Here is a 15748-nt window from a genome sequence, read left to right on the forward strand (position 1 = left end):
GGACGCTTATTCAGATCTCCCTCATCGCCTGCCGACTTTTCTTGCCGCTCAGCGCTCCGTTGCCTTGCAATCTAGGCAAAATATCAGGCGTGTGAGGCCTATCCCCTGGCAGGCGAATATGCATTCCGCAAAATTGTGCATGATTATCCCAAGAGCAAATGGCGGGCGGTCACAGCTGCGAAATTTGTGTAGCGCGCCATGCAAAAGAAAAGGAATGACCGATTGGCAGGCCTCCGATCCAGATTTCCGCAATATCCTTCAACGCATTGAACGCGCCGTCAGCGCGGCGATCAAACCCGGCGAAGGCGCGCGCGCAGAAATCATTAACGATGAGGGGGGAGTGGTTGCGCGATTTCGCCCGGCCAGAAGCTGATCCGTGGAAAGCATGCCCTGTGACACATCCGGCACAGATATGCAGCGCCGGTCACCCCCACAGACCAAGTGTGACATAGCAGCAACACTCAACGCTTCAGACTGGCCGCCTGAGGTCGATTCGAGACCGTGCATGATGCCTGTTATGCAGGTGGCGGTGTGCTCGAAGTCCCGCAGCTTCATACTGATAAATAGTATAGTCACACCTGCGCATTCGACACGAACTTATTTGGATAACAGATGGTTAGCTTGAACCCTCACCATCGTCGAGTGCAGCAGATTCATCGCCGTCGCTCAGCGCCAGCAAAAATGTATTTTCCGCCAAGCGAATGAAATTGCTGTTTCGCGACGGTCTATGGCAGGATGGCTACAGAGTTGGGAATGCCTTGTGGTGACACGTTCCATTAGAGTCCGCGCCATAAGCATTCTTGCTTTGGAAGTGGCCAGACTGGCTTGAAGCGTCTGAAATGAACGTGGTCCAGTCGCCACGCAAAAACTGCCGGGCACATCGATGTCCGCGCTTAGGGAAGGGAGACTACCGTGATGAGGAATTCAGCATACAATCGTATTCTGCTCGCAACCGTTGCACCGGTTGTGGCGTTTGCGATGACCAGCGCTGCGCATGCGCAGACCGCGCAGGATGGCGCGCAGCAGGCCGAAGAATCGACCGGCGGCCTTGCTGACATCGTCGTGACCGCACGTCGTACCAGTGAAAACATCCAGACCGTGCCTGTCGCGGTTACTGCACTTAACGCGGAAACCCTTCAGGAACGCCAGGTGCTGCAGGTTACCGACCTTGCGCGCACTGCACCAAGCCTTTCGATCGGCACCGGCGGCACCGGTCCTGCCACGATCGTCTATCTCGCCATTCGCGGCCAGGCACAGAACAGCCCGAATTCCTATTCTGACGCGGCGGTCGGCATCTATATCGACGGTGTCTACGTCGCACGTCCGATCGTCGGCAACCTTGGTTTCCTCGATGCGTCCGGCGCGGAAGTGCTGCGCGGCCCGCAGGGTACGCTGTTCGGTCGCAACACGACCGGTGGTGCGCTCAACCTCACCACGATGCAGCCCCAGCTCGATATTACCGAAGGCTACCTCAAGGTTGGCTTCGGCAACTATTCGCAGAAGGTAACCGAAGGTGTTCTGAACCTGCCGCTGACCGACGAACTGGGCGTTCGCGTTGCGGGCCGTTACAATGACCGCGATGGTTATTATCCCAACCTCTCGACCGGCGAAGCCAATGGCGGGATCAAGGGCGAATACTATGCTCGTGGCTCGCTCAAGTGGGCGCCAAGCTCGGTTCCGCTGACGCTGAACCTGTCGGGCGACTACATGAACTATCGCGACACCGGCAACCCGGTTGCCGTTGCGGCCATCAATCCGGCAGGTCCGAACGCCAGCTTCTACGGCATTTCGCAGGGTGTGCGCTCTGGCGCTATTCCGGGTTCGACACCAATCCCGTTGTCGGCAACGGTTTCCGTGCCTGCATCTACTTTTGCAAGATTCTCGCAGGGTCCGATCGGTCCGATCACGCAGTACCTGAACCCGGAGTTCGCGACGGATGCACAGCGGGCAACGCTGCTTTCGCGTGATTGGCGGGTAAACTACGGTGCGCCGTTCACGGGCGATCCTGCGATTGATGACAGCGGTACGTTCAATGAAGCCTATTCGTTGACCGGCAATCTCTCGGTCGATGTTGGCGACGTGACGATCAAGTCGATCACCGGCTATCGCAATTCGAACACCACCAGCAACCTCGATCTGCTGGGCACGAACACCGGTGCGGGCGCCTTCATCAGCACCTACAAGCAGCATCAGTTCAGTGAAGAACTGCAGGTTTCCGGCAATGTCGGAAAATTGCAGTACATTTTCGGCGGCATCTATTTCCGTGAAGCTGGTACTGAACAGTCAAGGTCGCAGATTTTCTATGCTTCCCCGGCTGCAAGCGGTGGTGACAACACCTTTGGTTCGTTCGTCTCGACCTCGAAGGGTTTGTTCGCGCAGCTCTACTACAATGTGTCTGACGCTGTTCGCCTTACCGGTGGTCTGCGTTACACGTGGGACACGCGCGAAATCGATCGTCAGGGCACCGCGCCGAATGTTCCCCGTCCAGGCCAGGCAATCACCTGCCAGGCAGGCGTGAACCAGGGCAAGCCAGCGCCAACCGGCCTGCAAGCTCCCAACAGCGGATGCCACGATGTGGGCACGGCAAAGTTCAGCTATCCTGCCTGGACTGCCGGTGTTGACGTAAAGCTGACCCCGGACGTGTTCCTTTACCTGAAGACCAGCGGCGCATCCAACTCCGGCGGCTTCAACGCGCGTCCGGTTCCGCCGCCAAACTCCAGCTCGTTCAAGCCGGAAGACGTGCGTGACGTTGAAGGCGGCATCAAGGGCCAGTTCTTCAACAATCGCGTACGTACCAACCTTGCCGTGTTCCACGCATGGCAGTCAAACGTGCAGCGCATCATCAACACCACCTTTGTTGATGGCGCCGGCGCTACACGCCTGACCCAGTTCGTGACCAACGCTGGCAAGGCCAAGACGTATGGCTTCGAATTTGAAGGTACTGTCGTCCCTGTGGATGGCCTTGAGATCGGCGGCAGCGTTGCCTATCTTAACGCCTCGTACGTGAAGGGCAGCCGTATCGAATCGCAGCTGGTCGGCGGAAAGATTGTCCAGGTTGATCGTTCGGGTGAACCGATCACCCAGGCGCCGAAGTGGACGGCAAACGCCTCGATCACGCAAACGTTCGAGATGGAAACCGGCAAGCTCGTCCTGCACGGTGACTATTCCTACATCGGCTCGCGTTACTTCGACTTCTTCACGACCGGCGATCCGGCGCAGGAAGCCGCAGTGGCAATCGCGAACGAAGCCTCGCGTGTGCGCGCCTATGGTCTGATCAACCTGCAGGCCAGCTACACGTTCAACGACCCGGCTATCGAAGTTGCGCTGTGGGGCCGGAACGTCGGCAACAAGGCGAACTTCACCAACGTGTTCAACAGCTATACCGGCCTTGGTGCCACGGTGCAGTTCCAGGGTGCCCCGCGCACTTACGGTGCAACGGTCAAGTACAGCTTCTGATCTGATCTGACACGCTGAAGCGGCGGTCGCTTGGTGCGGCCGCCGCTTTTGCATGTGCGGCAAACATCGGTGCGAGGACGGCGGGAGCGGCCGGAATCCGTCAGGCAAACCCTGTCGTCCGGCATGTTTCAAGCGCAATCGAGTCATCCACTTTTCAACATCGGTCCAGATGCCTTGCCCGTGGTCAAAGGCTTCTGGAGAAAACAGGGGAGTGTTGGAGAGATGAGAAGCGGTGCCTTGAAGTTGAGTGTTTTTGCCGGTCCATTATGGGGAACATTGTTCTTCATCGCCTTGTGGCCGCTGATGCATATCTTTCCGCCATACAGCCCGATGTTGTCAGCGAGCGATGTTGCCGCGCATGTTCGCGAATACCAGACAGGTTATCTGGTCGGCGGCATCCTGCTGATGACCGCGTCGGCAATCGTCTGGCCGTTCATCGCGATCATCCTTCTATATCTCAAGAAGATAGAGCGTGGTTTCCCGTTGTGGACCACCGTAACGGCGCTGGTGTTCACTTACGGCCAGGTCACGGTGTTCTTGTGCGGCCTTGCCTTTACCATGGCGGCGTTCCGGCCCGATGCATCCGATGAAGTCATCCGCATGTGGAGCGATCTCGGCATGTTCCTGCTGGTCATCCCGGCGATTCCCGGCACCACGCAATACCTGGCAACGGGCGCGATCATTCTCCAGGATGACCGGCCTCGCCCCATTCTGCCGCGCTGGTATGGCTACCTCAACATCTGGGTCGGAATTCTCAGTGCGCCGGGCGCGGTCGTGGGCCTGTTCAAGATTGGACCGTTCGCCTGGAACGGCGTGGCCGCCTTCTGGATTCCGGCCGTTGTGTTCGGGGTATGGATCACCGCAACGCAGATCGTCCTGCTTTCGGCAATCAAGCGCAATGCGCTGCAGGATGATCAACCGTGAGTGCTGCCGAAGGCAAAGACTCAAACCTCTCCGGGCATGTCCCCGGAGAGGTCGGCTTGTGGGTGCTGATATTTGGCGACCTGCTGGTTTTTGGCGTACTGTTCGTGACCTATGCCGTCGAATTTGCAACCAATGGCACTGCCATAGCGGTTTCCCAGGCCAAGCTTGATCGCGGGCTGGGACTGGCCAACACGGTTCTTCTGCTTACGAGTTCGTGGTGCATCGCGCATGCGGTGATTGCGGCACGAAAGGGGCTGCCTCACACGCGGCGAATGATCTGGGCTGCTCTCGCGCTCGGCGTGGCGTTCGTAGGTGTGAAGACCGTCGAATGGGGCCATCATATTGCCAATGGTGACACGCTCAACAGCAGCAGCTTCTTCACGTTCTACTTCATGTACACCGGGATTCACCTGCTGCACGTACTGATCGGACTGGGTGTGCTGACATGGCTTGCCCTGCGCTGCCAGACGGACGGACGATGGACGGGGTCGTTTCCCACGCTTGAGGGGAGCGCTGTGTTCTGGCACCTCGTGGACCTGCTGTGGGTGATGATCTTCGCGCTCATCTACCTGCTGCGATAGAAGGGGTACGCTATGACCTGGTATTCGAAGCGTCTGACCCTGTTCTGGCTCCTGCTTGTCGTCGTCAGCATTTTGTCGTTTGAATCGTCGTTGTTCGGTTCGAAGTTTGCCGCGGCGATCGTTGTCGTGATCGGTCTCATCAAGGCAACTATCGTCGGACGCGAATTCATGGAGATCCGGGAGGCGCCTGTTGCCTTGCGCCTGCTGTTCCTTGCGTGGGTTTTGATCCTCGGCGGGGTTCTCCTGACGATCCTTTACGGTCTCCGATACTGATCGGCCGCTGCGGCGGAGAAAAAAGGGGGGCATCCATCAGGATGCCCCCCTTTTTGTTCGCCAAAGACGACGATCAGTGCGTGATCTGCGCCTTCATGGTCTTGGCGTCAGTCACGTAGGACACCATTTCGAGGAAGCTGTACCACTTGCCATCGACGCGTCGCATGCAATCGCTCTGCCGCAAGGCAACATTGCGCTTCGAACCGTCCTTCATCGTGAGGGTCAGTTCCTGCGTATCGATCTGCACCCCGAACGAGCCATCGGAATCGACCTCGAACATCGGCATCTCCAGCGTGATCCCGGTATAGCTGCCCATGATCGGGGCGTAGAAATCGGCGATTTCCTTCTTCCCGATCAAAGCCTTCGGGCTGAACGCATCATACAGCAGCGTGTCATCGCCCGGCCCATAATACTTCATCAGCTTTTCAAGCCCGACAGAAGCACCGCCAACGTCCATGAACTCCTTGATCTCGGCCTTTGCCTTTTCAGGCGTGGTTGAAACCGGGGCGAGTGGCTGGGCCGACCATGTAATCGTGCGGGGCTGGATCGGGGCGGCAGTCAGTGCATTCATCGTGGCAGGATCGACCGGGAACGACATATGTTGCTGGACGACGCGCCATTTGCCGTTGATCTTCTTGAACGCATCAAGCACGCGCACATTCATGGCAAACTTGGTGCCGTCCTTCATCTCGGTATGATAGGCAACCTGGCTGGCGACGCAGCCGAAGGTGCCATTGGTTGCCACGATCATTTCGGGCGTGGTCTTGTTCAGCGATTTGATCGCACCCAGTTGCGGTGCGAACCCGGCGCGGATGGCGTCCTTGCCCTTGAAAATGCCCGGCGCAAACAGATCGAGCACAGTGGCATCATCGGCATAAAGCGGCAGGATCTTGTCCACGTCCAGTTCGGTCGCGAGTATTTCCTCCACTTCCTTGATCGCGGCAACATCTGCCGGAGCGTTGAACACGGGCTGCGGCGTGGATTGCGCCGAGGCGCCCGTTGCCGCAATTATGGCTGCACCTGCCGCCATGGGCAGGAACCTGATAGCTTTCATGGTGCGTTCTCTTTCACGGTCTGTCATTGTGAGACTTGCAGGCAATAAACAGGCAGGCAATCAATGGTACGCCTGCATGAAGCCACCATCGGCGACGATATATTGGCCGACGATATAGCCGGCATCCTTCGAGCACAGGAACGCCACCAGCGAGCCGACTTCTTCGGGACTGCCAAAGCGATTTGCGGGAATCCGGCGCAAAAACGCTTCCATGAATGGTTCGAATTCCATTCCGGCATCGGCGGCGCATTGTTCGAAGAACGCGCCATAGGCCTCTCCAGTATCGATGAAGCCCGGTGCCACGGTATTGACCGTTATGCCAAAGCGCCCAAGTTCGTCGGCCAGGCTGCGGCTGAGGCCGAGACCCGCAGGCCGCACGACATTGGCCAGCACATAATCGAAGTTCAGCACCGAAGCGCGCGCCGGCGATTTGGCCGCGCCCGACCCGATCGTGACGATGCGGCCCCAGCGGCGTTCTTTCATCGCAGGCACGACGGCCCGCGCAAAATGGCGGAAGGCCTTGACGATATTGGCATAGGCTTCGTCAAAGTCGCCATCGTCAAACGCGTCGAATCCGCCGGGAGGCGGTGCCACGGGTGTAAAGATCGCGATATCGGGCGCAGCGAAGGCCTTGGTCGCTTCGGCGACGATGAAATCGTATGAGGCCAGATCGGTGAGATCGGCAGACACGCCCACGGCGGTGCCACCTTTGGCCGTGATCGTGGCGACAGTATCGTCGAGGCCCTGCTGCCCTCGCGCAACCACCACCACGCGAACACCCTCTTCGCCCAGCCGCTCGGCTGCGACCCGGCCCATGCCTTTCGTGCCACCCGTTACGAGCGCCACTTTCCCCTTGATCCCCAGATCCATGTTTTTTCTCTCTCGCTGGCGCAAATTGATGCGCGCAATGTGAAAGTGAGCGGCGGAATACCGCCGCTCACGTCACGCCTTTCAGGCAAAAGCCAGTGCGGGATCACCCACCCGGTCCATCCGGCCATCCAGCAAAGGTTCGACCTTCATCAATGCGAGGTGATCGGCAGGTGCACCGGGTCCGGCAATGATAAGGCACTGCCGCAACAGGCGGCGGTGCATCAGCTTGGTGAGCGCAGCGTCATGTTCCGGTCCGGCTGTGCGGATGAACGCAACAAGCTTCTTGTCGGCATCGGCCAGATCAACCGGGCGTTCACCCAGCAAAGTTTCCAGCTCGGCAAGGTCGGCGTCTTCTGCCCAGCGACGATAACGCGCCTGATTCAGCAGATATTCCGGTACGCTGGCAAGAATGCCACGCTGCCAGCTGGCAAAGGTTTCGCTGAGCGGAAGACGGTGAAGGTCGGCCGCCAGCTTGGTCAGGGCCATTTCTTCCAGCGGCGACGGACGCGGATCGGGAAGGGTCAGTTCGTCCAGTTCGATGCCTTCCACTTCGGCAAGCGCTTCCAGCATGCGGCGCCCGATAAAGGCGCATTGCACAGCCGCTTCCACCCAGTCGCCACCGGGATCGGTGCGCCCCAGGGCAAACAATGGGCCGAAGTAACCGACGCCGAGAAACGCCACGGTGTGATAGGCAATGACGTCCAGATCGAGCGGTTCGCCCAGCGCCTTTTCGTAATGGCGGAACAGCGATGGCAGATCGCCCATGTTTTCCACCGGATGGCGGCCGCGGAAGCAGGCAAGATCATGCGAATGATCGCCCAGATGACCGATTTCGACGTCGATCACGCACGTCAGATCGGGTCCTTCGGACAGGAACTGGCCGCAATCGCCCGTCACCAGCGAAATGCGTGTGCGGTGCTGCGGCACGTTGCGGCGCAGCCAGCGCGTGGCAAATTCCATCGGCGGATCGACGATGCCCTGCTCTTCGTACATCGCATGGAAGCGTTCATAGTGCTGTAGCGCAAGCTCGGTCGGGCCTTCCGGCCTGGAGCACCCGATGGCTTCAAGCGCCGGGACCGGGATCTTGTGCATGGCCGCCAGCTGCTCCATGTACTGAAGCGATGCCGACCAGCGGTCGGGCGTCATCGTCGATGCGCTTTCCACCGCTTCCATGACCAGGCCGGGATCGCGTCCGCCGCGCACCCAATCCATGACGATGGCTGGCGGATCAATGCAGAAGCCACGCTGCGGCGGCACGGGAATATCGTGTGCGGCCAACACATTGAGCAGGTTCATCTCATGAACGTGAGCATAGGGATGGGCCGCCCAGACGCGGTCTGCCTTGAACAGGTATTCGCGGGCCTCGCCCTTGTCTTCCATGCTTACGCGCCAGACCGGGCGCCAGCGGCGCTGCCGTTCGATGCGGGTAACCTTGCCGCCCAGATTGGCTTCGGCCCAGCGGGTTATCCGCTCTAGCTGGTCAGCGCTTTCGGAAGCGCCGCGGTTGGTGGGATCTTGTGCCTCTGCCATCTTGCTCTCCATGATTTGGCACCGGACGGGATTCTTCGTTTCCCTGTAAGGCCGGAACCGCCCTTCTCCCCGATGATACGCATCGCGCCTGAGGGGCTTTCCTACCAAAAGGCGGGGCATGGCCTTGTAATGCCGTGCCTAATTCCGGCGCAGCAATTGATCGGCCGCGAAAATGTTCAAGCCGACGGGTATGGGAGAATGCTGATGGTGCCGAAGTTCTGCCGCATGGCGTGGCGAGTCGACGATATGGATGATTTTACCCGGCGGATGGGTGAATTGTTCGGCTTCACATTTTTTACGCCCGGCCTCATCGCCGAAGTCTATCCCGACGCCACGTTCAAGGTCGGCTTCGGTGAACATGGGATCGAGCCGATTCAACCCGGCGCCGAAGGTCTGGGCTTTGCCGAGGGCGACCGCTTGATCGAGATCGCGGTGGACGTGGCCGATGCGGAATCGGTGCGCGCGCGCCTGAAAGCCGCAGGCCATGAACCGATCGCGATCAGCTATCTTCCGGTTCCGGCGGTCGACGAATATCTGTTCGGCCGGGATTTCCACGGCATCCAGTTCCTCGCGTGTACGGAAGGGGTGAACGAGGCGCAGATCCGGTCGGAACTTCCGTTTGCTGCCCTGGATGACGCCAAGCCGCCAAAGGTCGGCTGCGTGACGCTGGTTTCTGAGGATATCGATGCGCTCGCCGCAAGTCTGAAGCAGTGCTACGACATGGAATTCCACCCCTTTAATCCTGCGGGCTTCGGCCGTCGCGGGCTTTCGGGCACCCATCGCGTCCGCCTGATCGAAGGCCCTTCGGCTCTGCTCGATGGGAATGAAAGCGCGCTGGTTTCGGTGGATATCGTCCATCACGATGTCGAAGGCGCGCGCGCCACGCTGGAGGCTGCGGGATATTCGGTCCGCCATCGCCAGCAACTTGCCAGTGGCGGTTTTGCATATTTCTTCGGGCCGACCGTTCAGGGCTTCCCGCTATCGATCTATCCTGAATCGGCTGATGCGGAAATGCTTGGCCTTTGATGATTATCCGGCGCCAGCCAGCAGCACCGCTGGCTGGCGCCCATGCGATCAGAAGCCTTCGTGTGCTGAATAGACGTGCACACGTGCGGCATTGGCGCGTGGCGGCTGTTCCAGAATATACAGCACGGCCCGCGCGATATCATCGGGATCGAGCGCGGGAATGTAACTGTCCCACGCCGGTTTGCCCTCTGCCTTCATCGGCTCGAATATCTCGGTACTGGTCGTGCCCGGCGCGACCAGCCCGACTTTCACGCCGGAACCTGCCAGTTCGATCCGCAGTGAATCCGTAAACATTTCCAGCGCCTTTTTCAGGCCGCCATAAATACCGCTTCCTGCCGCGGTGATGTTGGCGCCGATGCTGGAGATGTTGACGATCTGTCCTTGCCCTGCGGCCTTCATCGCGCGCGCAAACAGATAGCAGCTGCGCACCACCGATTCGTAATTGATCGCGATCATTGGCTGAAGATGGGCAAGGTCGAACTCCTCGACCGATCCCACGTGCAACACGGCAGCGTTATGAACCACGATATCGGGCGTACCGTAATATTCCTGCACATGGGCCAGTAGCTTTGCAGGCGCTTCAGGTTGCGCAAGATCGATGGCCAGATAGCCGGTCTGGCCGCCCAGGTCCTGTGCCAGTGCAGCCAGCCGCTCCTCGCGCCGCGCCGCCAGCACCACGGTCGCCCCGGCTTGGCAAAGTCTGCGCGCAATGGCCTCGCCAATCCCGGCTGAGGCGCCGGTCACGACGGCAATCTTTCCGTCCAGTGATCCCATGATTTCCGTCTCTCCCACTCACCGCCGCACTTCAGGCAGCGAGATCGGGGGACCACCAGCGCAAGATGCCCGCACCTTCCGAAATGCGGGCCAAGGCGGAATATTTTGCCTGTGCAAAGACATCCGTGGTCATGCCCAGGCCCGCGAACGTGCAAGCCAGCATTTCATCGATGTACCGTGCCGGGTCATCCGATGCCCGCAACAGCCTGCGGCGCGCCTCGATCGTCATCCCGACGATCAGGTCAACCGCGATATCGAGCGAACCGAAGTGCATCTGCCCGTTGTCGCGCGCAGCGCGCAGCGCGTCGCGGACCAGCGCATCCTGCGCGCTGGCCCGCGCAAAGTAATCGACATAATCCACCCGGCAGGTGAACCCGCCCCACCGTGGATCATGCCACGCGCGCAGCATCGTGATGGCCGAACCACCAATGGCCAGCACCGCCGGGTCGGTTTCAGCGGCAAACAGCGCCCGGAAATCGGCGATCATGCCATTGGCAAGGCTTTCGCCCAGTTCATCGACGGCTTGTTCGATCGATGTGAAATATTTGTAGAATGTCCCCCGCGATACGCCTGCTGCACGTATCACGTCATCGATGACCAACGCCGTATTGTCACGGCCTGGCTGATACAGTTGAAGCACAGTTTCAAGCAGCCGCGCCCGCATCCGGTCACGGCGTTCGGCTGCCACGCGCAAGCGCGCATTTTCCCCGTTCGCGGGTGGGCGCGAAGTCACGCTACGATAGCCCACGCCGGGACAGGGCCGATATCGGGCAGAAGGCGCAAATTCGATGGCTGGCCGGTGAGCGCACGTCCGTAAAGCTCGGTCGAAAGATGGCTGCTGAGTGCATTGTGACGGCTGCCCACATTGAGATCGCGCCAGAGCCGTTGCAATGGATTGTTCAGAGCGAACGCGCCCGGCCCCGCCACGTCCAGCAGCCGGTTCCCCGCAGTGCGCAGCAAGCCCATGGCAAAGCCGCAATCGGCCTGAACTTGCGCCTTGTCGAACCCCGTCAGGACACGCTGTGAAGCAGTATCGTCCATCATCCCCGCCGCGCGGCGGATATGCATCCATGCCGAATCGATCTCAAGCGCCGACTGCCCGATCATCGCGCTGAGCGTCTGGGACGCGGCCTGCGTTTCATATGTCCAGCCCACCACGGGTCGGGTTCCGGCGGACTTCACGACGGCGCGAAGGATGGCGGTGGCGGCACCAAGCATCGGGGGAAGGACGCCCAACGGGAACAGCGATTCCATCGGCCACAGGTCGCGCGGTTCCAATCCCGGCATCGCCAGCAGGACTTCTGCCGGTGGACTTTGCGACGGGCGCAGGATCAACGCTTCGGGCACGAACAGATGGTCGGCCACAATCGTATTGCTGCCCGATCCGGCCATACCCGCCACATGCCAGTCATCGAGCAGCGAACAGGCTGGATCGCGCAAATCGACGAATGCCATTGCCATTTCGGTAACGGCGCCGTCCGCATCCAGGAGCTGAACCCCGTTCAATCCCCAATCGGCATGCCGGGACCCGGAACCATAGCCCCACTTGCCGGTCACGGAATAACCGCCCGGCACCGGCTTTGCCATGGCGGTCGGCGCCGATGCACTGCACAGCAGTTCATTGCCCGTGCGAAAAACGATGTCGGTCACCGCAGCGGGAAAACCCAGCACGGTGCCGGTCACACCGGACAGCAGGCAAAACGCCCATGCCGTGCCGACGCAACCCTGCGCGAGTTGTGCCACCGTTTCGATATGGGTCAGCAGCGTTCCGCCCGGACCTCCGGCACGGCGTGGCGCGGTGATGTGGAACAATCCGGATTCACGCAATGCGTCCATCACCGGCGGCTGGATACGGCCTTCACGCTCACAGGCCTGCGCATGTTCGGCAAGCAGCGGCACCAGCGCGGCGGCAACCGGCACCGGATCATGGACGCAGGAAACAGCGGGACGGGCGATAGTGTCTACAGGCGATGGCATGGGCAATCCTCTCCAATCCATGAATCGCCCATATTATGAAATGACAATAATGTCACTCAAAGAAACACATGCCTCTGGATCATTCAGAATGGCCAGTGGCAGCTATCGCGCACTGCGCCGCGAGAAGCGGAAAGCGTGACCGCAATCGCGGCAAAAACAGCCGAACGTCTATTGCGCGGTCCACCCGCCATCGATGGGCAGAACGTGGCCTGTGACCATGCTGGCCTGATCGGAACACAGCCAAACAATACCGGCCGCCTGTTCATCGCAGCCGATCGCGCGCTTGATCGGCTGGTTTACCACCTGTTCGCCGATCAGCACCTTGGCGTATTCATCGCCGAACTTGTAATAGGCGCGCGTCGGCGTGACGCCCGGCGCGATGCAGTTCACGCGGATGCCGCGATCGGAATAACTGACCGCCGCAAACTTGGTCAGCCGGATCACCCCGGCCTTGCCCGAACCGTACCCTGCCCCGCCAAATCCATTGTGAATCATGCCCGCAAGCGAGGTGACGTTGCAGATCGCGCCGCCGCCGTTTTCGACCATGTGCGCGATCTCGTGCTTGAGGCAGATGAAGGTCGAGCGCAGGCACATTGTGATGGTGTGGTCGAACGCCGCAACCGGTTGCGTGTGGAGGTCCGGCCCTGCTGAATCGGGATGGGCATCGCCCACGACGTTTGCGGCCAGATGCAATCCGCCGAACTGTTCAACGGTCTGGCGGACAAGCGCCTCGACTTGTGCCTCGTCCGTCGCATCGGCGTGGAGATAGCGTGCGACAAATCCTTCTGCGCGCAGGGCTTCGGCGCGTTCTTCGCCCAGAGCATCGTTGATGTCTGCCAGCATCACCGCGGCACCTTCGCTGGCGAAAGCGCGGGCAGTGGCGGCCCCGATTCCATCGGCACCCGCTGTCACCAGCGCGACCTTGCCCGAAAAGAGTCCTGTCATTTTTCCCGTCCCCACCCGCTGATTTATTTGTTCATCAGGCCTGCAATAATGTGTTTCGATATGCCTCAACCGGCCACACGATAGGGGCACGTTCCCGTCACGCCTTACAGCTTCACCGCCATATTGAGAGGAACAGCTAGATGGCCCAGGGAACATTGCGCCTGTTTGCGGTCGGTGATCTGCAACTGATGACGCGCGAGCCACCGGCAGACCTGTTTGCAGCGGTCACGCCAGTTCTTTCGGCGGCGGACGTGACATTCGGCAACTGCGAATGGCCTTATGCCGAAGAGGCGGGTGACACGCACCCGGTGGAAGCGCACATCAACGACGATTTCGATCTGGGCGACCTGTTCGCACCCGGCGCGCCGGAAAGCATTGCGATGATGGGGGCTGCGGGCTTCAACGTGATGTCCGTCGCGAACAATCACACCATGCACGGCGGCTATCGCGCGTTCCTGCGCACCATTGCGCTGCTGGAGGAATCCGGCATCGCCCCGGTCGGTGGCGGGGATACCATCGCCAGCGCGCGCGCGCCGGTGATAATCGAGCGCAACGGCCACAAGATCGGGTTTCTGGCCTGCACGTCGGGCTTCCTGCCCGGAGCCCATGCCGGACGCCGAACGCCGGGAATCGTGCCGCTGCGCCGCCATACTTATGCCGAAAACAACAGCTGGCACGATTGGGGGGTGGAGCCGGACACGCGCACGCTGGTCAATCGCGATGATCTGGCCGCGATGATCGAAAGTATCACCGCCCTCAAAGCCCAAGTCGATGTGGTGGTGCTGAGTTGCCACTGGGGCATTCTGGAGCACGTATCGGCCATTGCCGATTACCAGCGCGAAGCGGCGCGCGCGTTCATCGATGCGGGCGTCGATCTGATCGTCAGCCAGGGACCGCTGCCGATCAAGGGTTTCGAAGTTTATAAAGGAAAGGCGGTCCTTTATAATATGGGCAAGTTCGCGATGATTTCGCCCTGGTCGCGCGACGAGACGCCTTCGGGCATTTCAGCGCCGCTACTGGATGAAACCAGCCGGGGGCTGGCCGCCTCCGTCACGATTGCGGACGGTACGATTACCGGCGTCCAGATCGTGCCTGTCTATCTTGGCAGCAGCGGTCGCCCACAGATATTGAATCCGGGCGAGCCATACTATGACGCCATTCTTGGCGTGGTGGCCGAACGTACCGCCGCTGCCAAACTGAACGGTTCGATGGACGCCGATGGCCGAATTGTGCTGGGTTGACCGATGACAGACACCAAAACCTCGATCCACACCGAAGATGCAGTCGAACGCCTGGGCCTCTGGCTCTCGGCGCGCCTGCCGGGTTCCCCCTCGGTCGAAGTTACCGATGCCGTTGAACCGGCGCAGGGCTTTTCCAGCCGCACCATCCTGTTCGTGGCGCGCTGGCACGAAGATGGCAAGGCGGTCGAACGCCGGCTGGTCGCCCGGATCCAGCGCGATGTGTCTGTGCCGATGCTGGCCGATGTGTTTCATCAATACCGGATAATGCGCGCGATTGCCGCCAATTCATCGGTCAAAGTCCCCAACATCGACTTTGCCGAACGCGATCCGACAATACTTGGCGCACCGTTTTTCCTGATGGACAGGATCGACGGCCGGGTTCCCCCCGATTTTCCAAGCTATCACCAGGAAGGCTGGGTCGCCGATCTTCCCACTGGTGACCGCACCCGCTGCTGGTGGAACGGGATCGAGGAAATGGCGCGGCTGCACCGGATCGACTGGCGCTGCTTTTCGTTTCTGGCCGAAGGCACCCGGCGCGCGCCCGATGCCGTATTCTATCTCGATCAGTTCGTGGGGAAATGGTTCGACTGGGCGCGCAACGGACAATCTTTCCCCATCATCTCCGAAGCGCTCGCTTATCTCAAAGAACACGCACCGCTTGCGGCGGAATCAGGACTGGTGTGGAACGACGCGCGGCTGGGCAATACCATGTACCAGACACATGGCACCGAAGTTGTCTCACTCTTCGATTTCGAGGTGGCGACGCTTGGCCCGCCCGAAGTCGATCTGGCTCACTGGGTCTATCTTGACGAAGTGTTCAGCGAGAATTTCGGTGTGCCCCGCATGGACGGATTGCCGCGGGGGGCAGAAGCGGTGGCCGGGTTCGAGCGGATCTATGGGCGACGGATGCCGCAGTTCAGCTATTACATGGCGGTCGCCGCGCTGAAGATCCTGATCCTGTCGGTGCGCAATTACGGCAACGACAAGGACATGGGAGCACCTGCCGCCCTGCCTGATTTTCTGGTAGACCGGCTCGCCCACTATCTTGCGGAATTCAAGGCGGGGCGCTGAAAAAGATCAGCGACCCGCCTCACGCG

General features: G+C 60.2%; 15 protein-coding genes. 8 read left to right on the forward strand and 7 right to left on the reverse strand.

Going from position 1 to position 15748, the window contains the following annotated elements:
* Positions 1-214 precede the first annotated feature (214 nt).
* The 5 genes from LUA85_RS15600 (at position 215) to LUA85_RS15620 (ending at position 5234) form a co-directional block, all read left to right on the forward strand.
* On the forward strand, positions 215-373 hold the full coding sequence (locus LUA85_RS15600) for a hypothetical protein (RefSeq protein ID WP_231471167.1): 159 nt from the start codon (positions 215-217) through the stop codon (positions 371-373).
* A 542-nt stretch (positions 374-915) separates the two neighbouring features.
* Positions 916-3456, forward strand: coding sequence for a TonB-dependent receptor (locus LUA85_RS15605; protein ID WP_231471168.1), 2541 nt, complete (start codon positions 916-918; stop codon positions 3454-3456).
* 330 nt (positions 3457-3786) lie between these two features.
* Positions 3787-4380, forward strand: a complete 594-nt coding sequence (locus tag LUA85_RS15610; protein ID WP_231471169.1) for a hypothetical protein — start codon at positions 3787-3789, stop codon at positions 4378-4380.
* Positions 4377-4961 (forward strand): cytochrome c oxidase subunit 3, encoded by a 585-nt coding sequence (locus tag LUA85_RS15615; protein WP_231471170.1) that lies wholly within the window; start codon positions 4377-4379, stop codon positions 4959-4961. The genes LUA85_RS15610 and LUA85_RS15615 overlap by 4 nt, the downstream gene beginning before the upstream one ends.
* A gap of 12 nt (positions 4962-4973) precedes the next feature.
* A complete protein-coding gene (locus tag LUA85_RS15620; RefSeq protein WP_231471171.1) occupies positions 4974-5234 on the forward strand; it encodes a cytochrome C oxidase subunit IV family protein in 261 nt (86 codons plus the stop codon).
* Between the two features lie 73 nt (positions 5235-5307).
* On the opposite strand, the gene LUA85_RS15625 is transcribed toward LUA85_RS15620, so the two are convergent.
* From LUA85_RS15625 to LUA85_RS15635, 3 genes are all read right to left on the reverse strand, one after another.
* Complete coding sequence (locus LUA85_RS15625) at positions 5308-6288, reverse strand: nuclear transport factor 2 family protein (protein WP_231471172.1); 981 nt, start codon at positions 6286-6288, stop codon at positions 5308-5310.
* Positions 6289-6348: 60 nt separating this feature from the next.
* Positions 6349-7158, reverse strand: a complete 810-nt coding sequence (locus tag LUA85_RS15630) for an SDR family oxidoreductase (protein ID WP_231471173.1) — start codon at positions 7156-7158, stop codon at positions 6349-6351.
* Positions 7159-7239: 81 nt separating this feature from the next.
* Positions 7240-8688 carry a hypothetical protein gene (locus tag LUA85_RS15635; protein WP_231471174.1) on the reverse strand — a complete coding sequence of 483 codons (1449 nt, stop codon included), beginning with the start codon at positions 8686-8688 and terminating at the stop codon, positions 7240-7242.
* Positions 8689-8892: 204 nt separating this feature from the next.
* Here LUA85_RS15635 and LUA85_RS15640 point away from each other — a divergent pair, with 204 nt between their 5' ends.
* Positions 8893-9714: a VOC family protein gene (locus LUA85_RS15640; protein WP_231471175.1), complete on the forward strand. Its 822-nt coding sequence runs from the start codon at positions 8893-8895 to the stop codon at positions 9712-9714.
* A 48-nt stretch (positions 9715-9762) separates the two neighbouring features.
* Here the strand turns inward: LUA85_RS15640 and LUA85_RS15645 are convergent, their stop codons facing one another.
* The 4 genes from LUA85_RS15645 to LUA85_RS15660 form a co-directional block, all read right to left on the reverse strand.
* On the reverse strand, positions 9763-10488 hold the full coding sequence (locus LUA85_RS15645; RefSeq protein WP_231471176.1) for an SDR family oxidoreductase: 726 nt from the start codon (positions 10486-10488) through the stop codon (positions 9763-9765).
* Positions 10489-10519: 31 nt separating this feature from the next.
* Positions 10520-11176 (reverse strand): TetR/AcrR family transcriptional regulator, encoded by a 657-nt coding sequence (locus tag LUA85_RS15650; protein ID WP_231471906.1) that lies wholly within the window; start codon positions 11174-11176, stop codon positions 10520-10522.
* 41 nt (positions 11177-11217) lie between these two features.
* A complete protein-coding gene (locus tag LUA85_RS15655) occupies positions 11218-12465 on the reverse strand; it encodes an acyl-CoA dehydrogenase family protein (protein ID WP_231471177.1) in 1248 nt (415 codons plus the stop codon).
* Positions 12466-12633: 168 nt separating this feature from the next.
* Positions 12634-13410, reverse strand: coding sequence for an SDR family NAD(P)-dependent oxidoreductase (locus LUA85_RS15660; RefSeq protein WP_231471178.1), 777 nt, complete (start codon positions 13408-13410; stop codon positions 12634-12636).
* A 140-nt stretch (positions 13411-13550) separates the two neighbouring features.
* Here LUA85_RS15660 and LUA85_RS15665 point away from each other — a divergent pair, with 140 nt between their 5' ends.
* Both LUA85_RS15665 and LUA85_RS15670 read left to right on the forward strand, forming a co-directional pair.
* Complete coding sequence (locus tag LUA85_RS15665; RefSeq protein ID WP_231471179.1) at positions 13551-14651, forward strand: CapA family protein; 1101 nt, start codon at positions 13551-13553, stop codon at positions 14649-14651.
* Between the two features lie 3 nt (positions 14652-14654).
* A complete protein-coding gene (locus tag LUA85_RS15670) occupies positions 14655-15722 on the forward strand; it encodes a phosphotransferase family protein (RefSeq protein WP_231471180.1) in 1068 nt (355 codons plus the stop codon).
* Positions 15723-15748 lie beyond the last annotated feature (26 nt).

The sequence above is a fragment of the Novosphingobium sp. CECT 9465 genome, from assembly GCF_920987055.1.
In the GTDB taxonomy this organism is placed as follows: Bacteria; Pseudomonadota; Alphaproteobacteria; order Sphingomonadales; family Sphingomonadaceae; genus Novosphingobium.